Genomic DNA, 24427 nt, shown 5'->3' on the forward strand with positions numbered 1-24427 from the left:
GACGGGGCCTGAGCACAGCCGTGCGGGCCGCCACCTGCCGCTACGGCACTGTGACCGTTGCGGCCATATGCATGTGGCTTCGTGCATGAGCCGTCAGACGGAACCCAGCCGGTCCCTGGTATGTCTCGCCGGGTGCCCGGGGGCATACCCGGCGCTACGCGTCGATGATGACCTCGAACGCCTCGCCCTGCATGATGCGGTCGGAGGTCACCGCCCTCGCGAACTCGCGGCCCGCAGCGGAGTTGTCCGCCTCGTCGACATGGGCCCGGATACAGGGCGCGTTGGGCGGGGTGCCCCGGTCGACAGTCACGTTCGCCACGTCCCATACCCCGCCGACCTCGCGCGGGGTGATGTCGATACACAGGGCACCGTCGTTCCCTCCCTGCATCGACTTGGCGAACGGGTACTCGTCACAGGAGTCGTTGGGGATGCCCGTGGCGCCCCGGGGGAACTTGTACGGCCCACGGTCGCAGGTCAGGGCACGCCTGCCCTTGGCCTCCGGGTCAAGCGGGTCGACATACCACCGGTTCAGCAGGTGCCCGGGGGTGCCGAACTTGCCCGTGAGGTTCTTCTGCGCCCACTCATAGGCGACGGCCGCCCCCTTGTAGAGCGACCGGTGGAGTGTCACGTTGGCCGTGTGCCCGTCGACTATGCATCCGGGCGGCGATCCGTCCTTCGGTGAGATCTTGTCGTCACAGCGCACCTTGGGGCCGGGCCAGTCCAGGCGGGTGTTCACGGGCCGCCCACCGCCCGTGACGGTCTTGATGGTCCCGATCACGTGGTAGGAGGGCTGGACGATCGTGTCGAAGCCCTTGCCGACGGACGAGCTGTAGGAGAGGGCGCCGTCCTCCCGGCTCTGGCCGTTCTTCAGGAGCACGGGTGCGCCGCCCCAGGCGGGTGCCCCCGCCGTGCACTGGCCGCTGCACGTGGCGCTCAGAGCCATCGTCACAGCGGCGATATTGGGCGTCATGTCGGTGACCTGGATCACGATGTCCTCCTTCCACTGTGCAGCGGGCAGGGAGTTCATGGCCGCTGCGGCGAAGACCAGGACATGGGCTTTTCCGTTCACCTTGCTGTCCTCGCCAAGGGTCACGTACTCGGCCAGGTACCGCGTGCAGTACGCCTTGCGGGTTGAGGGGATGGGGTCGAACGGCTTGTCCGGGTCGTCCTTGAGGCAGAGGTCCGCCCCCGGGTTGGCGCGGGCCGCCCGGGGGGCTGCGGCGGGCAGAGCGGCAAGGGCGGAGGCGGTGGCCTGTCCCGTCTTGATGCAGGTCCAGGCCATTCCCTCGCGCCGGAGGTCGGGCCCGGTTTCCGTACAGTCGCCGTGGCCCTGGGGGACTGTACGGCTCGTGGGCGGTTGGGCGGCGGCCGGTTGGGTGCCCGCGGCGCACAGGGCTGCAGTGAGGGCGAGCGAGGCTAGCGCTGCCAGACCGCGTCTGATGTGTTTCACAGGTGGTCCCTTCCTCCGGCGGCCCCGTGGCGGGCACACCGAAGTTATGGAACCGGGTAACTCTTGTTCATATCACTCGGGAACGCGACAGTTTTTGACCCCATTTGGCCAGTTGTGGCATAGACCTGTTGTTTCTGGCGGCGCTAGTTTCACTCACACTCACCTCACAGACCACGCTCAGCAGAGGAAAGGCAACGATGCGCCGCACGACAACCCGCCTGGGCAGAGGGCTCGGAGCGCTCCTGGCCACCGCGGCGGCCTCCGTGGGCCTGGCCGCCACACCGGCCGCCGCCACCCCGGCCGCTTCCGGGCAGGCAGTCCAGCCCGGCCAAGCCTGCACCGCGGCCGATCTCGGTACCCGCCACCCGGTCATCAAGACGACCGAAGTCACCCCGACCATCACCCACTTCAAGGGCTGGTACGTCACCCAGGGCTCCACCGGCAGCCATACCGTCACCACCAGCACCCAGACCACCATCTCGGTGTCTGTCGGCCTCAACGGCTCCGTTCAGGGAAGCTTCGCCGTCCAGGCCCTGGGCAGCGTCGGCGCGAGCCTGGGCTTGAACGTGCAGGTCAACTACGCCTCCACCAGCAGCGAGTCGAACTCCGTCTCCTGGAACTTCTTCGAGCCCGGCTACTACGGCCTCTACAAGGGCACCAAGAAGGTCACCGGCACCTACGGCAGCCTCAACTGCAACCGCATCCAACAGGGCGACGGCAGTTGGGCCCTGAAGTGGACCGAGGGCCCCGACAGCGGCAGCTACACCACCTACACCGCCCTCGAAGAAGGCGCGGTGCGCTGCGAGGACAAGGTGCCGGCCAACAGCATCATGGCCAAGGCCCAGGACTTGCTGGACTGCGGCTCCCCCGCCGCCACCGCGAAGCACCCGGCGGGTCCCGTCCCCTCGGCCAAGGCCGACCAGGCCAAGCGCGACGCCGACAACGCCGCAACAGCGGCCGAGGCCGCCCGGAGCATGAAAGCCCTCCAGGCCGCCAAGCCCGCGCCCCGCGCCGCCCTGGACTGCCAACCCGGCGTCTACAAGATCGACGTCCCCGGCAAGCCCCTGAACTGGAGCGCCCCCCTCCTGGCCAACGACGGCATCCGCCTGCGCGTATCCACATTCTTCAGCGCCCACCTGGACAACTGGCGCCTGTGCAACGTGACGGAGAACAACGGAGTCCTCGAGGCGTCCCTGTGGAACTGGGGCAACGGCGGATGCGCGACCATCCCGGCGGACATCGCCAACCAGGAGCAGGCCTACCTGACGACAGCTGCCTGCGGAGAAGACGACCTCCAGCGGTTCTACATCTACCGCGACGTACCCGGCAGCTCGAAGATCGGCCTGCAGAACAAGTACACCGGCTCCATGATGGGCTACGACCGCTACGCGGACGGGGAGCTGATCCGCCAGTACTCCAGCGGCAGGCAGGACGGCACGGGTACGTACACCCTGACCGCAGTCTGACGAGCCCAAGCGATCTCCGGCTGGCTGGAAAGCGATCTTCAACCGCCTCTGTCCCGCCTGGCCAGGCGCACGGGTGAACACCCTGGTACAGACGCCTTGAGAAAGGACATGGACGCACCCCGGCAAGCGGTTGGCTGGTGTCCTGGTGTGCTGCTCGACTGAGTGTCGGACCGATCCGTCAGGGAACGACGGCGGGCCATCGGCCGGTCAGAGCCTCCTCCACGTTGGCGCACAGCTCCAAGAGTTCGGCCCGCTCGCCGGGGTGGAGGTCTTGGGCGGCGACGGTCGAGCGAACGCGAGCGAGGTTCTCGACGATGGGGTGGTGCTGCCCGGGTGCGGTGTGCCAGGCCAGTTCCCGTAGCAGCATCAGGATCCGGGCCAGGACCGAGGGGTCCGCGGCTCCGTACCGCAGTGGCTGGGCCACCACGAGGTGCAGGAGTTCCGCGAGCGTCGGGCGGCGAAGCACGACGCGGACGTCGCCGTGGCCGTCATGCAGGAGCCGGGGGGACAGGTCACGCTTCGCCAACCCACACAGCAGGGCGGAGCAGTGGGAGAGCGCGTGAACGGCGGTGGTGGGGTCGTTGACACCGGGAGAGAGCGCCTTGGTGGCGACGTCTGTGAGCTGGCGGAGTCCGAACCCGACATCCTGCTCATGGGTGCGTTCAGCCCCGGTGGTGAGGGCGTCGGCGCTCCGCCCCACCAGGATGCGGAGTGTGTCCGGCGTGAAGGGGCGGCCGGTGCGGGTCCAGGCCGCTCCGGCAGGGGTGCCGGCGACGAGTGAGCTCCCGGGGTTGCGGTCGATGAGGATGACGGCATCCGCTTCTACCGCAGCCGCGAGGAGAGCCTCCTCGTCGGCGGCGGTCAGGAATCCCGAGGTTCCGGCGGGAAGGGGCACCGCGTGGACCGGTGGCTCGGGTGGCGTGACGTATTCCGCGGGAGCGGGTCCGGATTCGGGGAGGACCCGGCGGATGGTGTCCTCGGTGTCGGTGTGGACGTCCCGCAGCATCGTTTCCACCCGGATCTTGCCGGCCAAGTGGGAGAGGAAGGCGACGAGGGCGAGCACGCTGGCCAGGGCGAGGAGGAAGGCCACGGTTACTGACAGCTGCGGCACGAACAGCGGCTGCCCGGTGCCCTCCGTCCGCACCGTGCGCAGCACGGTCAGCGTGTACGTGAACGTCGCCAGGAAGAGGGCCAGTGTGCGTTGGACGTACCGGTCCCGGTTGAACGTCCGCAGCAGACGCGGGGAGAACTGGCTGCTCGCGAGCTGCAGTGTCACGACGGTGAGCGAGAATGTCAACGCCGTGACGGTGATCATGGAGCCGGCGATCGATTCCAGCACGGTTCGGGCTGCTCCGGGCCCGCCGCCGAACAGGTAGGTGCTCAGGTAGGGCGGTAGGTGGTGCTGGATCCGCGCGTCGAGCCGGGGCAGTCCCACGCCTGCGGCGGCGGCGAGTACGACGCCGAGGGCCGGCAGCGGCCACAGCTGGGCACGGAGGGCGTCGCGTGACACCGGAAACGAGACCACGTGGCGTCTCCTCAGGTCGTGCGGTGTGGATCAGCGTTGCCGCAAGCCTTGCCGGGAAGCGGCGCAGACACGGCCGGCTGGGCTGTGGCAACCGGAAGATCCCCCGAACGGCGCCCGTGCCCGGTCTCCTCGCGGGGGAACCCGGACTGGGCTGCTGCTCGGTCACGCCGACCCTTCCCACGGCCCGTGGCACCACGCCCAGGGCACCCGCTCCGACGTCACGGAACGCCGCTGGCGAGAGAGGGGAGTAAGGAGCGGCTCACGCCGTTGTGAGCAGCAAGGAGACCCGGCCGGCGAAGGCGGCGCGCTTCCGCACGCTTGTGCTCGCCACGCTGCTGGGAGCCACCGCGGTCGCCGTCACGACTCGCGGCCGCGGTCCTGCCGTTGGTCTTTCTGCCGGTCTGGTCATCGCCGGCGACCGGCAATACTCCGGCGGGCGGGTCAACGGCCGCCTGGGCAACAGCTGAGGCGGACATCCGGTCAGGGGCGGTAGCGGAGCAGCAGCATCGCCGCGTCGTCCCCGAGCGGCCCACCGACGTGCGCAGCGATGTCGCTGTGGAGCGCTTCCAGGGCGCGTTCCGGGCTGTCGGCCCTCAGCAGGTGCAGCCGGGAGGCGAGCGGATAGAACTCGCCCCGCCCGTCACGGGCTTCGCTGACCCCGTCCGTGTACAGCAGGAGCTGGTCCCCCGGGTGGAACGCTGCGAGAAGCGTCTCGGGGCGCTCCGTCCCGGGGAACCCCAGGCCGAGTGGAGGTGCAGGCTGCCGCGGGGTGAGAAAGCGCGGTGTGCCGGCGGCAGCGAGAAACAGGGGGGATGGGTGGCCGTAGTTGAGGAGGGCTACGGTCCGGTCCTTCCGGATCTCGGCGATGACCGCTGTGACGAAGCGCTCGCCGCTCAGGGTCCGGTTCATCGTCCTCTCCAGCCGGCTGCTCACCCCCGCGAGATCGAGCTCGTCGTGGGCCGCTTCCCGGAAGGCCCCGAGCACGTCCGCGGCCGTCTCCACGGCATCCAGTCCCTTGCCCTGCACATCGCCGACGATCACCCGGATGCCGCCGGGGGACGTCACCACCTCGTACAGGTCCCCTCCGATGTGGGCCTCCGCGACGGCGGCCGTGTACGAGACGGCGACACTCAGCTCGCCCGCGGTCCGGGGGACCGGGCGGAGCAGAACCCGTTGGGCGACCTCGGCGATCGAGCGGACACTGGCCAGTTCCGCCTCACGCCGCCGACGCATGGTCGCGGCGAGCAGGCCGGCGGCGGTGACGGCGGCCACCGAGACCAGCGCTGTGGTACCGCGCCGCCCCGGGAACAGCCTGTCGTACCAGCCGAGAGCAAGGCAGAGGCTCAACGCCAGCACACCGATCACAGCGGTGCGGCGTGGCCCGCCGGCGAGTCCCGCGAACGCAGGCCCCGTCGCCATGAGGGGCAGCAGCCCGACCGTGGGACCGACGGCAACGTCTGCGACGGTGACGACCGCCATGACGACATAGGGCAGGGACAGCAAGACGCGGTTCACAGCGAGTTGCTGGTCGGACAAGGTGCTCCTCCGGGCTCCGCTGTAGCTCGCCTGGACACTCAGCCTGTGCAACGGACTGCGCTGGAGTGGGTCTGCCCCTTCACGCAGTTGCCGAACCGCCGGCATGCGCTCCGGGCAGCTCCATGCCGTCGGCGGCCGAGTGCACGCTTCGCTTGTGGTGCGGCCACCACCGACCCCACGGCAGTGTCGCAGGCCAAACACCAGCCGATCGCGTCACCACCATCGAGACCGGGCCGAATGCGGGCGCCTCTGCAGTCTCCGGCCCCTTCCGTGTCCGGTGACTGGTTCGATTGCGGTGGGCGCTCGGGGGTCCGCGTGGCCGGCGGTCTGTCCCGGACCGGGTGCAGCATTGCTCTGACTGCCCCGGCGATCGCTGTGTGCATTCCTGGGCATGGGTTCGGGGCTCGCGCGTTCTCCTGCGCGATGCCTCGCTGAGCAGCAACGGAAGACTCGGAGGGAGCAGGCGGCTGGGCTTGCCTTGTCCTTGGCCCCGGCGCGGCTCCGGCAGGAAGACGGAGTGAGGGTGAAGAAATGGTTCACGTAGCTGCCCGGTGCCCTGTCGGCTGGAGATCGCGATGCGTGTGATGCTGGTTCACCCGAGCGCCTTGATGTACTCGGAGATCTTCCTTCGACTCGAGCCCCTGGGGCTGGAACGGGTGGCCGCGGCGGCGCGGGATGCCGGGCATGAGGTGCGCGTCGCTGTGCTCCCCCCTGGCGATGGTGACCGTCATGAACGCCTTCCTCCTCGACCGGGAGTTCCTCTACGGCCGGGTCTGGGAGAACGCCGACGACTTCGCCACCTTCGGCGCCTGCTGGATCCTCGGCATGGCCCACCGGGAGGGGCTGCTCAGGAAGATCCCGCAGTACGTGCTGCCGTCCCTCGCGCCACTGGTCATGGTGGCCGGCCTGTGGTACCTGCAGACCCGCCCGGTCGACCCGACCGTGGCCACCGACATCGAGTCCTGGCCGATCGCCCAGGCCCTGTGGTCCTTCGGCTTCGTCGCGATCCTGCTCCACGTCAGCCCCTCGTGGGAGCGGTGGCCCAGGCCGCTGGAGCGCTGGAACGGCCTCATCGGCCTGCTCAACGGACGCGCCGTCAGCTTCTACCTCTGGCACCAGGTCGCCCTGGTGGCCGCCATCCCGCTGATCGACCCGCTCTGGAGCGTGCCCTTCGTCTACGCGCACTTCCAGTGGCTGCTGTCCAGCCAGTGGTTCACGCTGCTGGTGGCGCTTCCGCTCGCCGGGCTGCTCGTGCTGGCCTTCGGCTGGGTGGAGGACCTGGCCGCCAAACGCCGGCCGCGGCTCCTGCCGTACGCGCGCCGCCCGCGGGGCAGGCGCCGGGCCGCGGGCTGACACGGGCGTGGAGCCCGCCGGGGAGTCCGGCGGGCTCTACGGCTCCCGCCGTGCCGTGACCAGGCCCGTCTCGTATGCGGCGATGACCGCCTGGGCGCGGTCGCGGACCCGGAGCTTGGCGAAGAGGGCGGTGATGTGGTTCTTCACGGTGGAGGTGCTCAGCCCGAGCCGGTCGGCTATCTCCGCGTTGTCCGAGCCGCCGGCGATCAGCCGCCACACGTCCCGTTCACGCGGCGTCAGCCCTTCGGCGGCTGACGGCACGGCGGGCGACGCCTCCCGGCGGTCGGGGGCCGTGACATGCGTGGAGATGAGCCGGGTCAGGAGCCTCGGGGCGAGGATCGCCTCGCCGTCGCGGACCACGCGCAGGGCGGCGACGAGGTCCTCGGGCGAGATGTCCTTCGGCAGGAAGCCGCACGCGCCGGCCCGCAGTGCGCCCACGACGTGTTCGTCCATGTCGAAGGTGCTCAGGGCCAGGACCCGGCAGTCCGGCAGTTCGGCGGCGAGCCGCCCGGTGGCCGCGATGCCGTCCAGGACCGGCATGCGGATGTCCATGACGACCACGTCGGGCCGGTGCTCGTGGGCGAGGCGGACCGCCTCGGCGCCGTCCGCGGCCTCGGCGACGACCCGGAAGCCGGGCTCGGGGGCGAGCATCAGGGCGAGGCCGCGGCGGACGAGCGGCTGGTCGTCGGCGATGAGGACCTTGACGGTCGCGCTCACGCGTACGCCTCCTGACGGTCGGCGGGCAGGGGCAGACGGGCGCGGACGGCGAACCCCCCGTCCTCCGGTCCGGCCCGCAGGGTGCCGCCGTGGAGGGCTACGCGTTCCCGCATGCCCATGAGCCCGTAGCCGGATCCGCGTGCGGCGGGCCGGCCGGGGCGCGGGCCGTCGTCGGTGACGGTGACCTGCACCTCGTGGACGGCGAAGGTGAGCCGCACGTCGACGTGCGCGCCGTCGCCCGCATGCTTGCGGGCGTTGGTGAGCGCTTCCTGGACGATGCGGAAGACGGCGAGGGAGACACCCGGCGGGAGCGACCGCGGGTCGCCGTCGGTGGTGAGGGTGGTGGGCAGGCCGGCGCGGCGGCTGTCCGCGACGATGCGGTCGAGGTCGCCGATGCCGGGCTGCGGCGCGGTCGTCTCGCCGTCGTCGCTCTCGTCGCCGGCCCGCAGGACGTCGAGCAGGTGGCGCATCTCGCGCAGGGCGGTGCGGCCGGAGCCCTCCAGGGTGACGAGTGCCTCGCGGGCCGTCTCCGGGGACCGGTCGAGGTTGGCGCGGGCGCCTCCGGCGAGGAGCTGCATCGTGGTCAGGTGGTGGGCGACGATGTCGTGCAGTTCCCGGGCGATGCGGCGCCGTTCGTCGGCGACGGCCCGCTCGGCGAGCATCCGCCGCTGGGCCTGGGCGTTGCGCTGCCAGCGGCCGACCGCGGCTGCGGCACCGGCCACGAACAGCGCGGAGGCGGCGTTGGGGACGAAGTCCGCGAGGGAGGGCGCGGGCACGCCCGGGCGGGCGAAGTGGAGCACCGCGACGCAGCCGGCGGCGGCCGCGGCGCCGACCGCGGCACGGTGGTGGCGCAGGGCGGTGTAGAGGGCGACGACGGTGGCGGCCCCGTAGTGCTGGCCCACGGAACTGGACCAGGTCAGCGCCGTGTTCGCCGCGAGGACGCACGCGAGGACGGCCAGGGGCGCGCGGCGGCGCCCCAGCAGGAACAGCGAGGCGGCGACCGTGATCAGGCATCCGGACAGCGGTACGTGTCCCCGGTCCATCTGGATGGTCGCGGTGAAGCCCACCAGGTCGACGGCCGCGGCGCCGACGGCGACGAGTCCGTCCTGCCGGCTCCACAGTGCCGTCCTTCCGCATCGGCTCCTCCCCGTCCCGGCCCTGCCGGGGGGCTTCCCGGCCGTGTTGTCCGGGAGCCCGGGGCCGGACGCGCCGGTGCCCGGCCGGTCCGGTGCCCGGCCGGGGCGCGTTCCGTCCGCGCGCCGTCCCATCTCCGCCTCCCCCTGTGCGTCCGCGCTTCCGCCCGGGTCGCCGTCTGCGCCCCGATGACCTGCGGTTCGTCCGCCCAGTCTCCCATGGTGCCGGTGCGGCGGGGCCGTGGCATCGGGCCCCGGAGGGAGCCGCCGCTGGGAGCAGGCTCCCAGTGGCCGGACGGTGCGGGCCCGTGCTCCCGGCGGGCTTCTCGTCCCTGGCTCCGAGGTGCGGGCCGGACGCGGCTGGTGTGCTGGACACGTGCCGGAACGACCCGGCACGGGGGCCGCCCCGGACGCCAAGGGTTCCGCGGCCCCTTCGCCCCTGCCCTTCCTGGAGGACTCCCCCGTGATCCGTTCCCTGACCGGTTTCTCGACCCGCAGACCGTGGCGGGTGATCGTCGTGTGGGCGGTGCTCGGCATCTTCGCGGCGCTCGTGGGCCAGGCGCTCGTCTTCCGCGTGACGCACACCGACAGCGCGGGTTTCCTTCCCGCGGAGTACGACGCGGCCGCCGCGCTGCGGGTCGCGCGGGAGGAGTTCGGCGCGGAGCCCGACGCCGACGCGGTGACGGTGCTGGTGGCACGGCGCGACGGCAAGCCGCTGGAGGACGCGGACCGGAAGCGCGTGGAGGGCGTGGCGCGTGAACTGAACGCCACGCGCCTGGAGATGCCGTGGACGGAGAAGCAGATACGCGGGATCTCCGAGGACTACTCCCAGGTCCCCCGCGTGGCACTGGTGACGACCGCTCCCGACGGGTCGTTCGCGCTGCTCGGCGCACGGCTGCGCGGCAACTCCACCGATCCCGGGATGCAGTCCGTGTACCGGGTCTTCCACGACCGCGCGGAGCAGGAGTTCGGCGCGGCGGGGCTGCGTACGGGTTTCACCGGGGGCCTGGCGGACGTGGTGGACCGCGCCGACGCCGAGGAGACCACGCAGACCGTGGTCGGTCTGCTGGTGGTCGGGCTGATCGTCCTGGTCAACGCGTGGGTGTTCCGCAGCGTCATGGCCGCGTTCATCCCGTTGTTCGCCGTGTCCGTGGTGGGGGGTGCCGCCGTCGGCACGGTCGTGGGGGCGGCCCTCCTGACCGGTTTCGAGCTCGACCCGGGCACCCCGGGCATGATCAGTACCGTGCTGATCGGGATCGGCGTCGACTACTTCCTCTTCCTGCTGTTCCGCTTCCGCGAGGAGCTGCGGCTGCGCCCGGAGGAGGACCACCGTGTGGTCGCTGCGGACGTCTCCGGGCGGGTGGGCACGGCGGTGACCTCGGCGGCGCTGACGATCGTGGCGGCGTTCGCGACGCTCGGTGTGGCGGCGTTCGGGCAGTTCCGGGTGCTCGGGCCGTCGGTGGCGGTGTCGGTGCTGGTGATGCTGGCGGCGAGTCTGACCCTGATGCCGGCGCTGCTGGCGGTGACGGGCCGGAAGATGTTCTGGCCGTCGCGGACCCTGGCGGCGGCCGGGCGGCCGGGCTCGGCGGGCCGTACCGGCGAGTTGGTGGCACGCCGCCCGGTGCTGGTGCTCGCGGCGTCGGTGGCCCTCCTCGGCGCGCTGGCCGCCGGGGTGGCGGGCGTCCGCATGGACTTCGGGACCGGGGGCACCCCCCGCGAGACGGCGGCCGCCGCGACGGCCCGGGAGATCGCCGGCGCCCTGCCGGCGGGTGTGTCCGACCCGACGACGGTGTACGTCACCGCCGACGGCGGCCGGGTCCTGGATGCCGCGGAGGTGGGAGTGGTGCAGCGGGCGCTGTCGGAGGTGGCCGGAGTGGGCGAGGTGGCCGCCCCCGTGTTCGACGGCGACCGCACCGCCGCCCGGCTGGACGCCTACCTGACGGTGGACGCCCGGTCGGAGCGCGCCCGGGACCTCGTGGCGGGCCCGGTGCGCCAAGCCGTGCGGGAGGCGACACCCGCCGGGCTCACCGCTCATGTGGGCGGTACGGCCGCCGTCTTCGCCGATGTGGCGACGGCGGTCGACCGGGACCTGCGGACCGTGTTCCCGGTGGCGGCGGCGCTGATCGCGCTGATCCTGGTGGTGCTGCTGCGCAGCCTGGCGGCGCCGGTGGTGCTGATGCTCGCGGTCGGGCTGTGCTTCGCGGCGACGTTCGGCGCGTCCGCGCTGGTGTTCCAGCACCTCGGCGGCGAGCCGGGCGTGACCTTCGTCCTGCCGCTGGTGCTGTTCCTGTTCGTGGTGGCGCTGGGCACCGACTACAACATCCTGATCAGCGACCGTCTGCGTGAGGAGATGGCTCGCGGGGGGTCGGCCCGCGCCGCCGTGGCCCGCGCCGTACGGCACACGGCGCCGGCCATCGCCACGGCCGGCGTGGTCCTCGCGGCCTCCTTCGGCAGCCTTGCGGTGAACGCGGACCCCGGCACCCGCCAGCTGGGCTTCGCGATGGCTCTGGGAATCCTGCTGTCCGCCTTCGTCGTGTCGCTCCTGCTGGTCCCGGCGGCCGCGGTCCTGATGGGCCGGGGGATGTGGTGGCCGCTGCGCACGGCACGGGGCCGGCGGGACGGCATCGGCCGCACCGCCGCGGGGCCGCAGGGACGCCGGACGCATGACCTGGAGGTGTCCGGACGGCCCTGACGGCGTCCACCGCGGGCATGCGGTGCCCCGTACGTCCGCGCCGCGCTGCTGTCGAGGCGTCTCGCCATGGCGTGAATCACACCCCCGCCGTACATCCATTGCCTGATCATCACGGTCGTGAGTAGGCAACATCAGGGGTGACGGCGGGGAAGACCGCACACCGTCACCAGGACAGCACGGAGTGACAGGGTGACGAACCGCAAGATTCTGGCCACAGCCGCCATGTGCGCCGCCGCAGCGATCGGCGTGACCGGCTGCTCGGGCGGCAAGGCCGTGCCGTCCGCCGAGCAGGCCACGGCCTCCGCCACTGCGTCGCCGGCCCCGGAGCCGTTCGCGGGCATGACCCCGGACCAGATCGCGGACAAGGCCCTGGACACCACCAAGGCGGCCAACGGGCTCAAGGCCAAGGGATCGTCGATCGAGAAGGGCGAGAAGACCCCGACCGACTTCGACGTCGCCATCGCCGCGAACGGCGACTGCGACGGCACGGCCACCATGAAGGGCGCCAACGCCAACGTACGGCAGGTGGGCACCACCGCCTACATGAAGGGCGACGCCAAGCTGTGGGAGACCGTCCTCGGCGAGGAGGGCGTGCCCAAGGCCCAGCGCGCGGCGGCGGTCGAGATCCTCAAGGGCCGCTGGGTGAAGGTGCCCGCCGAGGAGTCGGCCGAGGACGACTTCTGCGACGCCGACGACCTGACCAAGCCCGCCGAGAAGCAGAAGACGGGCCTGGCCAAGGGCGCGAACGCCGAGGTCGGCGGCAAGAAGACCGTCGTGCTGACCAAGACCACCCCGGCCGGTGAGACCATCACCTTCCATGTGGCTGCCGAGGGCGAGCCGTTCCTCCTGAAGTACAGCGTGGAGGGCGGCAAGGACCCGCGGTGGGTGGAGTTCCGCGACTTCAGCGCCCCCATCACGGTGACCGCGCCGAGCGCCGAGGAGACCACCGACCTGGACAAGCTCGGCGGCTGACGCCTCGGCCCCCGGTGGGTGCTCGTCCCGTGGGAGGAGCACCCACCGGGGGCCGGACTGCGCATCGCCTCAGCGCCTCCGGTGATGCGTTGCGTTCTTTGGGTGGCGCCGGGCTGGCGGCTCACCCTCACGCGGACCCGCTCCACTGCACCGAGCCGCACCGTCTGCCCCGTCACCACCGGCCCCCCAACGTCGACGACGTATCGAGGGTACGGAAGCGCGAGCTGTTCTGCCGCTGAGTGTCCTGTCCGTGCAGGTCGTCGGCCGACGCCGGGTGGCGTCGGGGGTCAGAGCCGGTACAGCTCGGGAACGGAGACCTTGATCGGCTCCTGAGTGGTCCGGGCGATCACGACGACCGCGGGCTCGTGGGGGTCCGGGTTCTCCTCGCGGTGCGGGACGAACGGGGGGACAAGGAAGAAGTCGCCGGGGCTGCCCGCGAGCCGTACCTCCCGCGTGCCGTCGTGGAAGACGAACACCGGGTGACCGCTCACCACGTAGATCCCGGCCTCCGACTCTCCGTGGTGGTGGTTGTCCGTCGCGCTCAGCGGCGGGTTCTCCACCAGGCCCATCCAGAGCTTCCTCGAGCCGACCGTGCCGCCGCTGATGGCGGCGGGGCCGTCCGACTCGCCGGACCGTATGTGGTGGACGCGGCTGTGCAGCGTGTGGTGACCGGAGTCCCGTGCGGTCCCGCTGTCCTCGTGGGTGGTCATCGTGCAGCCTCCGTGTTCGGTGGTCTCTGCCGGACCCCCAGGCTGCGGCCTTCACCCAAAGGGCGACAACTGTCGTTGCCGTTTTGGCAAAACGCGGTCAGCCGGCCTTTCTGCGGTCGTACAGCATGGTCGAGACAGGCACGACCAGGCCCGCCCAGAACAGGGCCTCGGGCATGCTGCGGTCGGTCCACGGGACCTGGGATATCAGCAGGGCGCAGAGCATCGTCCACGCCGCCTGTGCCACGGCGATGCGGGACCAGCGGCCGCGGCGGACGAGGGAGCGGATGTTGAGCTGCACCCCCCTGCGCATCCGGCTGTAGCGGAACAGCGCGCCGAAGCCCCAGACCGCGGCCATGACCATCAGCACCCAGACACGGTTGCCGAGCGGTACGGGCAGCTCCCGCAGGGTCGGGTCCTTGGACGTGGCGAAGAGGTCGATCATCACTCCGGCAGCTGCCAGGCAGGCGAGCGCGAGCCAGCGTGTCCCCCGCAGCAGGCGGTACGTGGCTTCGTCGAGTCCGCTGCGCAGCATCGCGGACTGGGGGGCGCCCGCGAGGCCCGCGGAGTACATCTCCGCGGCCTGGGCGGCCGTGACGTCCGGGCCGCCGGCCATCGCGTCGGTGTACATGGCCTGTGCCGTCTCGTTGGACGGGTCGAGGCGCAGCCATTCGACCAGGGCCTGCTTCGCGACGTCCTGGCGCTGCGTGCGTACGGCCGCGAAGCACAGGGCCTTGTGGGCGTCGGGCTCGTGCGGGGCGAGGCGCACGGCTTCGCGGGCCGCGTCGTACGCCTGCTCGTGATCGGCGGGCGGGGCCGTCGCATGGGCGATGAGCACGCCGGACAGCGCGTAGTGGGAGGACCACTTGTCGGGCGCCCTGCGGACGGCTTCCTCGGCGGCGGCCCGCGCCTCGGGCTGCCTGCCCAGGCAGAGCAGCACCCGCGACAGCAGGATGAGCGCGCCGACGTGCCCGGGGGAGATCCGGAGCATCTCGGTGGCCGCCCGCGCCGCGGGCTCGTACTCGCCCAGTCTCTCGTGGGCGACGGCGAGCAGTTGCCAGGCCCAGTCGTCGTCCGGCTCCCCGGCGAGGTGGGGGGCCAGCACGGCCTTGGACTCCTCGAACCGGTCCGCCGCCTGGAGCGCGCCGGCGCGCGCCAGTACCGGGTTCACGCTCACAGCTTCCGCCTCTTCTTCAGGTACGCGACCAGGTCGTCGTACATGCCGCCCTCGTTGGCGAACATCGCCACGTTCCGCGCCGCCGCGAACCACGGTTCGGTGGACGGGGCCACCGACTTCGCCGCGTCGAGGAGGTCCTTCGTTCCGATCATGCGGATCACGCCGGTGCGTGCCGAGTCGAGCAGGGCGCTCTCGGCCGCCGACTCGCACACGTGGGCCAGGTCGGCGCCCGAGAGGCCGTCCGTGGCCTTGACGAGACGTCCCAGGTCGACTGCCTCGATGGGTCGGTCGCGCAGGTGGTACCGGAGGATCGCCTCGCGGGCGGCGGCGTCGGGCGGCAGGACGAGCAGGGTGCGGTCCAGGCGTCCCGGGCGCCGGAGCGCGATGTCCACGTCCCAGGGGACGTTGGTGGCGGCGAGGAGGAACACGCCCTCGTTGGCGGCGGAGTCGATGCCGTCGAGCTCGGTGAGGAGCTGGTTGACGGTGTTGCGCATGCCGCTGTGCTGCGTGCGGCTGCGCTTGGCGCCGAGCGCGTCCAGTTCGTCGAGGAAGACGACACAGGGCGCCTGGCGGCGGGCGGTCTCGAAGACCTCGTGCATGTTGCGTTCGGAGTTGCCGATCCACATGTCGAGGACGTCGTTGAGGGACACGGACAGGAAGCTCGCGCCGAGTTCGCCGGCGACGGCTCGGGCGATGAAGGTCTTGCCGCAGCCGGGCGGGCCGTAGAGGAGGAGCCCGCCGCGCAGGCTCTTGCCGTACAGCCTGCGCAGTTCGGGGTTGCGCATCGGTGCGAGGAACGCGGCTTCGAGGCGGTCCTTGACCTCCTGCATGCCGCCGACGTCCGCGAGCCGTACGGTGCCGGGAGCGGCCGCGTCCCAGGCGTCGGCGTCCCCGGGGTCGCCGCTGCCGTCGGCGGTGAGCGGTTCGACGAAGCGGGGTTCGACGATGCCGCCGACCTCCTGCTCGGCGGCCCGCCAGTCGAATCCGGTGCGGGGGGACGGGGCCTCGGGAGTGGAGGACGTGGCGGGCGCGGCCGGGGCCGGGGTGTCTGCCGGCGCCGGGGTGGTCCCCGGCGGCGGCCCTGCGGGCGCGGGCGCTTCGGCGGACGAGGCCGGTTCCGCGGGTGGGGGCGTGGCCGCGGCGGCGGGCGTAACTGCGGGCACGGGCGCAGGGGTTGCGGGCACCCCCATCGCCCGCACCATGAGCTCCCGCGCCGCTGCGTCCCCCGGCGCATGCTGCAACGCGGCCGCTGCCTCCGCCACTGCCGCGTCGTGCCGACCCGCGGCGAGCAGCATGTCGGCGAGGTGCAACCGCAGGGGCACGTCCTCGGGAGCCGCGGCCACGGCGGTGCGCAGGCTTCGTATCAGCGGGGATTCGGGAGCGGGGGACTCTGACGGCATGATCAATGATTACGTACGGCCGTCGCCGGGAGTCCAGGCAGGGGGGTGTGTGGTGGGTCACCAGGACCGGGCCGCCCCGGGCGGGGCCGGAACGGTCGGGTTCGGCTGCAAGGTGGTCAGGAGCGGGCACACTGGCGGCGGTTGCGGTGGGATGTGGCCGGCTGTTGCGCGGGATCGCCGTCCGCGAGGGCGTTGCGTGCAAGGATGGCGCCCGTGACCAGTTCGCCGTCCTCACCCGTCACCGAGGGCACAGGCACTCCGCCCCGCGGCGGCCTCGGCCCCGGCGCGGCGTTCGTGCTCGTGTTCGGGTCCTCGGCTGCCGTCCTGGTGGTCGAGATCGTCGCACTGCGGCTGCTGGCCCCGTACCTCGGCCTCACCCTGGAGACCAGCACCCTGGTGATCGGCATCGCCCTCACGGCGATCGCCGCCGGCTCCTGGCTGGGCGGGCGCCTCGCCGACCGCGTCGACCCCCGGCGGCTCGTCGGGCCGGCGCTCGGGGTGTCGGGGGCGGTCGTGGCGCTCACCCCCGCCCTGCTGCGCACCACCGCGGAACGGGCGCCTGCCGCACTGCTGTTGACCGCCTCGCTGACCATCCTCGTGCCCGGCGCACTGCTGTCGGCCGTGACGCCGATCGTGACCAAGCTGCGTCTGACGAGCCTGGCCGAGACGGGCACGGTCGTCGGCCGACTGTCGGGCGTGGGCACGTTCGGCGCGATCGTCGGCACCGTCCTCACCGGCTTCGTCCTCGTGTCGCGCCTGCCGGTCAGCGGCATCCTGATCGGCCTCGGCACGCTGCTGGTGGCCGGCTCCGCGCTGGTGGAGTGGCGCAGGCGCGGGTGGAGCAGCACGCCTGTGCTCGCACTCGCGGTGATCGCCGGCGGCCTCGGCGTCACGGTGGCGCCCGGCGACTGCGACCAGGAGACGCGCTACCACTGCGCGCGCATCGTCGCGGACCCGGCCCGGGCCACCGGCCGCACGCTCGTCCTGGACGGCTTGCGGCACTCCTACGTCGACGTCGGCGACCCGGCCGCCCTGGAGTTCACCTACGTGCGCGCCATCGCGTCGGTGGTCGACGCCGCGTTCCCCGAGGGGCGGCCGCTCGCCGCCCACCACCTGGGCGGCGGAGGACTCACCCTCCCCCGCTACCTCGCCGCCACGCGCCCCGGAACGCGCAGCGTCGTGTCCGAGATCGACGGCGGGGTCGTCCGCATCAACCGCGACCACCTCGGACTGGGGCCGGACACCGGTATCGACGTGCGCGTCGAGGACGGCCGGCTCGGCCTGCGGCGCCTGGCCGCCGACAGCCGCGACCTCGTCGTCGGCGATGCCTTCGGGGGTGTCAGCGTGCCCTGGCACCTCACGACGGCGGAGGCGATGGCAGACGTACGCCGCGTGCTCAACGGGGGCGGCATGTACGTCGCCAATCTCATCGACCACGGAGAAATGGCCTTCGCACGTGCCGAAGTCGCCACCCTGGGCCGGACTTTCGCGCATGTGGCCGTCGTCGGCGAGCCCGAGGACATCGGGCTCGACCGCGCCGCCGCCCCCTCGGGCGGCAATCTCGTCGCCCTCGCCTCCGACCGGCCGCTCGACGTCCCCGCGACCCAGCGGGCGCTGGACGCCCGCGGGACCGGCTGGAGGATCGCCACCGGGGACGGCCTCACCTCATGGATCGGCGACGCCCGGCCGCTGACCGACGACTTCGCACCCGTCGACCAGCTCCTCCAGCCCTACAGCCCCCCGCGCAGCCGCTGACGCGGGCGGCGCTCTCCCGGCACGCCTTTCCGCGGCACCGGCCGCGCGGCGGGGTCGTGTCAGGCGGGGCGGGGTCGTGTCAGGCGGGGCGGGCGGCCCAGACCGTGCGCTGCGTGCGTACGGCCAAATCCTTGCGGTGCAGCAGGCTGTTCGGGCCACTGGTGTCCAGGAGTCCGTCGAGGGCCGTGACGTCCTCGGGGGTGAGCGCGGCCGCGGCGACGCTGCGGATGCGCTGGAGGCTGCCGAGGGCGTAGCGGCCGACCGCTTCGCTGCGCCCGCCGGGGATCTCGACGGTGATGGTGCGCTCGGCGTCGACGGTGAAGCCGGCGGCTGTCAGCATCGGCCCCCAGTCGGCGCCGCGGTGCGGAACGCGCTCGGCGTGCAGGCGGTCGGCCGCGGCGTGGGCGCGCTCTTCGAGACCGGGCCGGCTCTCCGGGGCGCGGGCGGGGAGGAAGCGGGGGAAGCCGGCGAGCTCGACGACGGCGAACAGGCCGTCGGGGGCAAGGAGTTCGCGGACGTGGCGCAGGGCCCGGCCGGGGTCGGCCATGTGGTGCATCGAGGCCGAGGCCCACACCAGGTCCGGCGTGCCGAGGTCGGGCCAGGGGGCGGTGTCGAGGTCGGCCTGGACGGTCCGTACGCGGCTGCCGACACCGCGGGCGCGCGCCTTCTCGCGCAGGAGGCGGAGGTGTCCGGCCGAGGTGTCGACGGCGGTGACGTGCGCGTCGGGGAAGCGGTCGAGAAGGGCGAAGGTGCCCGCGCCGGTGCCGCTGCCCAGGTCCACGATCTGGCGCGGTGCGCCGTTCAGCGGCAGCCAGGCGGTGAGGGAGGCGGTGTGCTCGGCGAGCACTTCGGCGTCCAGGTCGAGGATCTCGGCCTGGACGGCGTCGTCGGCGTGGCCGTGGCGGGAGGGGTGGTGGTGTGTTTCGGTCATGCGGCCACCGTACGGACCGATGCGCGATCGGCAAGGATGCTTGCTTCATACGCAAGCAAGTGGGGTCCGGTGCTGCTCGCCGCGCAACGAGAAGGCTGCGGTACGGGCGTCAGCCGGCCCCGGTGTCGGTGTCCTTCCGGTGGCCGCGGCGGGCGTCGCGGTCGAAGATGCCGAGGATCTCGCACGGGCCGCCCTCGGCGCCGAGGGCGTGCGGCATCATCGTGGGGAACTCGGCGGCCTGGTTGGTCTCGACGCGGAAGCGCCGGTGGCCGAGCACGAGGACGGCCGTGCCGGAGAGCACCACCAGCCATTCGCGGCCGGGGTGGGCGCGCATTCCTGCGGGGTTGTCGGGCGGCGGACCGGTCATGCGCCTGCGCACCACGGTCATCCCGGGTTCGCCCTTGACGGGCCAGCGCATCAGGCCGCGGGCGCCGTCGACCATCGGGCTGATGACGACGTCGTCGGCGGCGTTCTCCACGAGCTGGTCCAGGGTGGTGTCCAGCGCGCGGGCGAGGGTGACGAGCTGGTCCAGGGCGAGGCGGCGCCGGCCGTTCTCGATGCGGCTGAGGGAGGACTGGCTGAGGTTGGCGCGGGCGGCCAGCTCCTCCAGGGACCAGCCCTGTGCGACGCGCAGGGCGCGGATCCGTTTGCGTACGAGGCTGTCGAGCTGTCCGTCTTCTTGCGTCACAGGCAGCAGCGTATGCCCGCGATGCAGCGGGTGCGCCGCGCCCCCCGTCGCGGTCAGGGTGTCAAGTCCCGAGATCGAGGGGCGTGACCCGGGTGGCGTCCACGGGGCCCAATGGAGGCACGGCCCCGGCAAGGGGCGAAACGGATCGGCCGGGCGATGGACCCGGCCGTGTCACACCTTCAGGAGACTCTTATGACCCGCACCAACCTCACCCAGCGTCTCGCCCTCCTCGGTGCCTGCGGAGCTCTCGCCGCCGGCGGAGCGCTTCTCCCCTCCACCGCCTCGGCCGCGCCCGCCGCGCCGCAGACTCCGGCCGTCCAGACGATCCAGGAGCACGTGGCGCACGAGGGCCGCACCCAAACGATCGTGAAGACCAAGATCACGGTCACGAAGCGCACCCTGAGTGACGGGCGGGTCAAGGTCACCACCGTCAAGACGGTCACCAAGATCACCAAGAACCATCACGGCAAGGTCGTCAAGAAGACCGTCACGACCACCACGACCGTGAAGATCCGTCCCGCCCCCGACCACGAGCGGGACTGAGAGCCGGCTTCCCACCGCGCGGCCGTCGGTCACCCGTCAGTCCTGTGCACCAGGGAGCCTCCCGGCCTCGTTCGCGGCCGGGGGGCTCCCCGCCGGGTCGGGGCGGGCGTGCCGGCCGGGGTGGTCCCGGTCCTGGATGCGGGCCGCCTCGGCCTGCAGGGCGGCGAGGACCGTGCGGACGGCCTTCCGGGCGGTGCGCTCGGGGCGGTGGAGGACGTCGATGTCGCGCCGGGTGTGGATGGCGCTCAGCGGTCTGAGGACGACACCGGGGTGCGGGCGGGCCGTCCAGCGCGGCATCAGCGCGAGGCCGCCGCCCGCGGCGACGACCTCGGCGACCACGGCGAATTCGTTGATCCGGTGGACGATGTCCAAGCGGCGGTTGGCGACGCAGGCGATGGCCTTGATGGTCTGCATCAGCGGGAAGCCGTCGTGGACGGTGATCCACGGCTGGTCCGCCACCTCGTGCGGCGTGAGCGTGGCGCGCGAGGCCAGGGCATGGCCCGCCGGGAGCGCGACGTCCAGGGGTTCGCGCAGGAGCGTCGTGGAGGTCACGGTGCGCGGCCACGGCGGGCCGTGGTCGAGGCGGTGGGCGAGGACGAGGTCGTAGCGCCGGGTGAGGGCGGGGAAGTCGTCCTGGGCGACGTCCTCGTCCGCGAGGGCCAGGCGGGGGCTGCCGGAGCCGGCGAGGCTGCGCAGCAGGGGCGGGAAGAAGGACGAGGCCGCGCTGTGGAAGGCGGCCACCGATACGCCGCCGTCGGCCTGCTCGGCGAAGTCGGTGACCGCGTGCCGCGCCTGGGCCAGGGCGGTCTCGACGTGGATGGCCGCCGCGGCCAGGGCCTGGCCGGCGTCGGTCAGGACCAGGCGGCGGCCGGCGCGTTCGGTGAGCGGGACGGGGAGGGAGCGCTGCAGCAGCCGCAGCTGCTGGGAGATCGCTGACGGCGTGACGTGCAGCGCCTCGGCGACCGCGCTGACGCTGCCGAGGTCCCCGAGTTCGCGCAGGATGCGCAGCTGGCGTTCGTCCACGGAGACAGTGTAGCGCTGCTACATGGTTGGTTTAGATCTTGGTCGTGGTCTTCAACGTGCTGGTGGGGCACGGTGGACGCATGCATGTCGCCCGCCGCACGGATGCGGTTCTCCTGCTGGTCGCGCTCGTCTGGGGCTCCAGCTACCTCGCCGCCAAGACGGCCACCCTCGCCCTGCCGGTCCTGGCGGTGCTCTTCGCCCGGTACGCCCTCTCCGCGGCGGCCTGCGGGGCACTGGTGGCGCTCCGGCGCCGCAAGCGGCGCTGGACGCGCGCGGAGGTGCGCGCCGGGTCGCTGCTCGGTGTGACGCAGGCCGCCGTGCTGGTGCTGGAGACGTACGGGGTGGCGCACACCAGCGCCGCGAACGCCGGGCTGATCATCAGCCTGACCATCGTGCTGACACCGCTGCTGGACCGCACCGGCGGCCGGCTTCCGGCGCGTTTCCTCCTCGCCGCCGCATGCTGCGTCGCGGCCGTCGGGCTGCTCACCGCCGGCAACGGCTTCCAGGCCCCACGGCTCGGGGACGGGCTGATGCTCGCCGCCGCGGTCGTCCGGGCCGGGCACGTCGCGCTCGTCGGACGGCTCACCGCCGGCCGGCCCGTGGATCCGCTGCATCTGACGGCCGTCCAGACCGTCGTCGGCTCGGCGCTCTTCCTGCCGCTTGCCCTGGGCCATCTGCCCGAGCTGTTCCGCAGCAGTGGCGCGACGTGGATGCAGCTCGTCTACCTGGCGCTGTTCTGCAGTGTCTTCGCGTTCCTCGCCCAGACATGGGCGGTGCAGGGCACGTCCGCGAGCCGGGCGAGCCTGCTCCTGGGCACCGAGCCGATCTGGGCCGTCGCCGTGGGGATCGGCGTCGGCGGTGAACGGCTCACCGTGTGGGCCGGCCTCGGCGCCGTACTCATGGTCGCCGGAACCTACTGGGGCCAGGCCGTCGAACGCGCACACCGCACCGGCACCGCCGCCGCGGCACGGGGCGTGTCCGGCGAGGACGACCGCCGAGGGCCGGCCAGGATGGCGGAGCCCGCACGCCCTGCCGGGTGACCGGCCGCAGGCCGGGCGGCTCCGCGGCCCCGGGCGCGCGGGCTCGGGCGTCAGGACGGCCTGGCGGCCCGGTCGGATGCGCTGCGGAGGACGCAGAACTCGTTCCCCTCGGGGTCGGCGAGGACCGCCCAGCCGGTGCCGTCGGAACTGCGGCGGTCGGCGACGAGGGTCGCGCCGAGGCCCAGGAGGCGCTCCACCTCCTGTTCGCGCGTGGTGTCCGGGCGCAGGCACAGGTGGATCCGGTTCTTGACCGCCTTGGGCTCGGGCACCTGGTTGAAGTGCAGCAGCGGCCCCTCCTCCAGCAGCACCTGGACCTCCGGGTCGCCCGGCCTGCCCTCCGGATCGACCGGACGGCCCGTCACCCTGCTCCAGAAGCAGGCGAGTTCGTAGGCGTCCGAGCAGTCGATCGCCACGTTCTGCACAACCGAGACCATGTCGGTGGGCCTTCCTGGTGTCCGTGCCGGACGCCGCCTGTCGGGCGTCCGGCGCCTGCCGGCGGACCACCACCTCTACGGTACGGAGATCACTTGAGGCAAGCCCCTCCCCTGCCCCGGGGCCGCCGCTGCGGCCTCCCGCCACGGGGAGCCGCGTACGGACGCGCTGCGCGCCCCGTCGGCGTGCCGACGCGGTGACCGGGGGCCGCCCGCTCCGGGTGCACCCCCCAGCGCCCCGCGATAGCGTCGAAGGACGCGCGTTCCGCCGCGTACACAGCGGTTGGCCCGCGCCGGCGGCAGCCGCCGAAGTCGGCGAAGGAACGGGATCGCATGTCCAGGCACTCACTCCGTGCGGGGACGGCCGCGGCCGCTCTTGCCTGCCTTGCGGCCTTCGGCCCCGCACCGGGCAGCGCCGCCTCACCGGCCGCCACGCCGAGCCCCTCGGGCCCCGCGGGCCCCCGGTTCGTACCGAGCGCCTGCCCCGAGCCGGCCGAGCCCGTCGAAGCGCCGGCGGGCGCCGAGTGCGGCTTCCTGGAGGTGCCCGAGAACCGGTCCCGGCCCGACGGCCGGACCATCAGGCTGGCGGTGGCGAGGATCCCCGCCGCCGCGGAGAAGCCCGCGGCAGACCCTGTGGTGTTCATGGCGGGCGGCCCCGGCGCCGACGCCTTCGACGACATCCCGTTCCTCGTCGACTCCGGGCTGAACAAGGACCGCGAACTCATCGTCATGGGCCAGCGCGGCAACCTGTACGACCAGCCGAACCTGGCCTGCCCCGAGGTCGACCGGTTCAACGAGAAGGCCGTCGGCCTCGGCTATGACTCCCCGCAGGCCAAGCAGCTCATGCTGGAGGCCGTGACGGACTGCCGGGCCCGGCTCGTCGCCGACGGCGTCGACCTCGACGCCTACAACACCACCGAGAACGCCGCCGACTTCGCCGATCTGCGCACGGCGCTGGGCATCCCGCAATGGAACGTGTACGGGTACTCGTACGGCACCAACCTGGCCCTCACGTACCTGCGCCTGCACCCCGAGGGGATCCGCTCGGTGGCGATCGACTCGGTCGCCCCCTCCCAGGAGGTCACCCTCCCGTGGACCTGGAGCAGCACCGCGGAGGGCATCCGCAACATCTTCGCGGCGTGCGCGGCGCAGCCCGCCTGCAAGGAGCGCTACCCCGACCTGCCCGGCATGCTGACCGAGCAGATCCGCAAGCTGGAGGCGCAGCCGCTGACCCTCGACGTCACGCCGGAGGGCGGCGGGAAGCCGGTGAGGACCGTGCTCGACGGCGGCGCGCTGCTGAACCTGATCGTCGCGTTCACCCCGCGCCCGCACGACCTGCCGGCGGCGCTGGACGAGCTGAGCCGCGGGAACCCGGAGCGCTTCGCGCAGGCGCGGGCGGCCGGGTCGGTCCAGAAGGAGGGCCTGTTCGCCCACGGCCTGACGAACTCGATCGCGTGCGCCGAGTGGGCCCCCGGGTACACGGAGGCAGACGTGCTGGCGGCGGGCCGCAAGGAGTACCCGGACTGGCCGGACTCGGTGCTGGCGCAGGCGCCGCAGCTGCCCTTCCAGTACCCGGTGTGCGGGGTCTGGGATGTCGCGGACCGTGCGGAGATCCAGCGCGTGCCCACGGCCGGCGCGGTGCCGGCCCTCGTCGTCTCCGGCACGTTCGACGTGAAGACGGGCGCGAGCTGGGCGAAGGGCGTCGCCGCGAACCTGTCCCGCTCGACGTCCGTGGTGGTCCCCGGCATCGGCCACTGGGTGGTTCCGCAGTCTCCGTGCGCGCAGCAGGTGCTCGCGTCGTTCTTCGCCCGCCCGACCGCCCCCGACACGTCGTGCGTGGACGGTCTCAAGCCGGCCCCGTTCACGATCATCCCGAAATGACCGGGAG

At 72.6% G+C, this 24427-nt stretch carries 21 protein-coding genes; 9 read left to right on the forward strand and 12 right to left on the reverse strand.

Annotation, left to right across the window (positions count from 1 at the left end; genetic code table 11):
• Nucleotides 1-154: 154 nt before the first annotated feature.
• Nucleotides 155-1282 (reverse strand): NucA/NucB deoxyribonuclease domain-containing protein, encoded by a 1128-nt coding sequence (locus C0216_RS15730; RefSeq protein ID WP_246042561.1) that lies wholly within the window; start codon nt 1280-1282, stop codon nt 155-157.
• A gap of 365 nt (nt 1283-1647) precedes the next feature.
• On the opposite strand from C0216_RS15730, the gene C0216_RS15735 reads away from it, so the two are divergent.
• Entirely contained in the window at nt 1648-2916 is a 1269-nt protein-coding gene (locus C0216_RS15735) for a hypothetical protein (RefSeq protein ID WP_162793227.1), read from the forward strand.
• Between the two features lie 178 nt (nt 2917-3094).
• Here the strand turns inward: C0216_RS15735 and C0216_RS15740 are convergent, their stop codons facing one another.
• Nucleotides 3095-4441 (reverse strand): DUF2254 domain-containing protein, encoded by a 1347-nt coding sequence (locus C0216_RS15740; protein ID WP_246042562.1) that lies wholly within the window; start codon nt 4439-4441, stop codon nt 3095-3097.
• A gap of 269 nt (nt 4442-4710) precedes the next feature.
• Between C0216_RS15740 and C0216_RS15745 the strand changes: the two genes are divergently transcribed.
• Nucleotides 4711-4908, forward strand: a complete 198-nt coding sequence (locus C0216_RS15745) for a hypothetical protein (RefSeq protein WP_114055897.1) — start codon at nt 4711-4713, stop codon at nt 4906-4908.
• 13 nt (nt 4909-4921) lie between these two features.
• Here C0216_RS15745 and C0216_RS15750 read toward each other — a convergent pair whose 3' ends face one another.
• On the reverse strand, nt 4922-5920 hold the full coding sequence (locus C0216_RS15750; protein WP_114058695.1) for a PP2C family protein-serine/threonine phosphatase: 999 nt from the start codon (nt 5918-5920) through the stop codon (nt 4922-4924).
• 741 nt (nt 5921-6661) lie between these two features.
• On the opposite strand from C0216_RS15750, the gene C0216_RS15760 reads away from it, so the two are divergent.
• Nucleotides 6662-7330, forward strand: a complete 669-nt coding sequence (locus C0216_RS15760) for a hypothetical protein (RefSeq protein ID WP_162793228.1) — start codon at nt 6662-6664, stop codon at nt 7328-7330.
• Between the two features lie 36 nt (nt 7331-7366).
• On the opposite strand, the gene C0216_RS15765 is transcribed toward C0216_RS15760, so the two are convergent.
• Entirely contained in the window at nt 7367-8047 is a 681-nt protein-coding gene (locus C0216_RS15765) for a response regulator (protein WP_114055900.1), read from the reverse strand.
• A complete protein-coding gene (locus C0216_RS15770; protein WP_162793229.1) occupies nt 8044-9315 on the reverse strand; it encodes a sensor histidine kinase in 1272 nt (423 codons plus the stop codon). Before C0216_RS15770 ends, C0216_RS15765 begins: the two co-directional genes overlap by 4 nt.
• Before the next feature lie 328 nt (nt 9316-9643).
• Here C0216_RS15770 and C0216_RS15775 point away from each other — a divergent pair, with 328 nt between their 5' ends.
• Both C0216_RS15775 and C0216_RS15780 read left to right on the forward strand, forming a co-directional pair.
• On the forward strand, nt 9644-11872 hold the full coding sequence (locus C0216_RS15775; RefSeq protein ID WP_114055902.1) for an MMPL family transporter: 2229 nt from the start codon (nt 9644-9646) through the stop codon (nt 11870-11872).
• 189 nt (nt 11873-12061) lie between these two features.
• Nucleotides 12062-12844 carry a hypothetical protein gene (locus C0216_RS15780; protein ID WP_114055903.1) on the forward strand — a complete coding sequence of 261 codons (783 nt, stop codon included), beginning with the start codon at nt 12062-12064 and terminating at the stop codon, nt 12842-12844.
• A 287-nt stretch (nt 12845-13131) separates the two neighbouring features.
• Here C0216_RS15780 and C0216_RS15785 read toward each other — a convergent pair whose 3' ends face one another.
• The 3 genes from C0216_RS15785 to C0216_RS15795 all read right to left on the reverse strand — a co-directional run bounded on the left by C0216_RS15785 (nt 13132) and on the right by C0216_RS15795 (nt 16128).
• The gene (locus C0216_RS15785) at nt 13132-13554 is read right to left on the reverse strand and encodes a cupin domain-containing protein (protein WP_114055904.1); all 423 of its coding nucleotides are present in this window, start codon (nt 13552-13554) and stop codon (nt 13132-13134) included.
• 97 nt (nt 13555-13651) lie between these two features.
• Complete coding sequence (locus C0216_RS15790) at nt 13652-14728, reverse strand: tetratricopeptide repeat protein (RefSeq protein WP_114055905.1); 1077 nt, start codon at nt 14726-14728, stop codon at nt 13652-13654.
• Nucleotides 14725-16128 (reverse strand): tetratricopeptide repeat protein, encoded by a 1404-nt coding sequence (locus C0216_RS15795; RefSeq protein WP_114055906.1) that lies wholly within the window; start codon nt 16126-16128, stop codon nt 14725-14727. Before C0216_RS15795 ends, C0216_RS15790 begins: the two co-directional genes overlap by 4 nt.
• Nucleotides 16129-16341: 213 nt before the next feature.
• Here C0216_RS15795 and C0216_RS15800 point away from each other — a divergent pair, with 213 nt between their 5' ends.
• On the forward strand, nt 16342-17883 hold the full coding sequence (locus C0216_RS15800; RefSeq protein WP_114055907.1) for a fused MFS/spermidine synthase: 1542 nt from the start codon (nt 16342-16344) through the stop codon (nt 17881-17883).
• A gap of 79 nt (nt 17884-17962) precedes the next feature.
• Here C0216_RS15800 and C0216_RS15805 read toward each other — a convergent pair whose 3' ends face one another.
• Nucleotides 17963-18814, reverse strand: a complete 852-nt coding sequence (locus tag C0216_RS15805) for a class I SAM-dependent methyltransferase (RefSeq protein WP_114055908.1) — start codon at nt 18812-18814, stop codon at nt 17963-17965.
• Nucleotides 18815-18923: 109 nt separating this feature from the next.
• Complete coding sequence (locus C0216_RS15810; RefSeq protein WP_114055909.1) at nt 18924-19502, reverse strand: helix-turn-helix transcriptional regulator; 579 nt, start codon at nt 19500-19502, stop codon at nt 18924-18926.
• 192 nt (nt 19503-19694) lie between these two features.
• Here C0216_RS15810 and C0216_RS15815 point away from each other — a divergent pair, with 192 nt between their 5' ends.
• Entirely contained in the window at nt 19695-20045 is a 351-nt protein-coding gene (locus C0216_RS15815) for a hypothetical protein (protein ID WP_114055910.1), read from the forward strand.
• Between the two features lie 36 nt (nt 20046-20081).
• Here C0216_RS15815 and C0216_RS15820 read toward each other — a convergent pair whose 3' ends face one another.
• Nucleotides 20082-21068 (reverse strand): LysR family transcriptional regulator, encoded by a 987-nt coding sequence (locus C0216_RS15820; RefSeq protein ID WP_114055911.1) that lies wholly within the window; start codon nt 21066-21068, stop codon nt 20082-20084.
• 80 nt (nt 21069-21148) lie between these two features.
• Between C0216_RS15820 and C0216_RS15825 the strand changes: the two genes are divergently transcribed.
• Nucleotides 21149-22108: a DMT family transporter gene (locus C0216_RS15825; RefSeq protein ID WP_114058696.1), complete on the forward strand. Its 960-nt coding sequence runs from the start codon at nt 21149-21151 to the stop codon at nt 22106-22108.
• A gap of 50 nt (nt 22109-22158) precedes the next feature.
• Here the strand turns inward: C0216_RS15825 and C0216_RS15830 are convergent, their stop codons facing one another.
• Nucleotides 22159-22542 carry a VOC family protein gene (locus C0216_RS15830; RefSeq protein WP_114055912.1) on the reverse strand — a complete coding sequence of 128 codons (384 nt, stop codon included), beginning with the start codon at nt 22540-22542 and terminating at the stop codon, nt 22159-22161.
• Between the two features lie 330 nt (nt 22543-22872).
• Between C0216_RS15830 and C0216_RS15835 the strand changes: the two genes are divergently transcribed.
• Entirely contained in the window at nt 22873-24420 is a 1548-nt protein-coding gene (locus tag C0216_RS15835) for an alpha/beta fold hydrolase (RefSeq protein WP_114055913.1), read from the forward strand.
• Nucleotides 24421-24427 lie beyond the last annotated feature (7 nt).

Source organism: Streptomyces globosus, assembly GCF_003325375.1.
Classification (GTDB): Bacteria; Actinomycetota; Actinomycetes; order Streptomycetales; family Streptomycetaceae; genus Streptomyces; species Streptomyces globosus_A.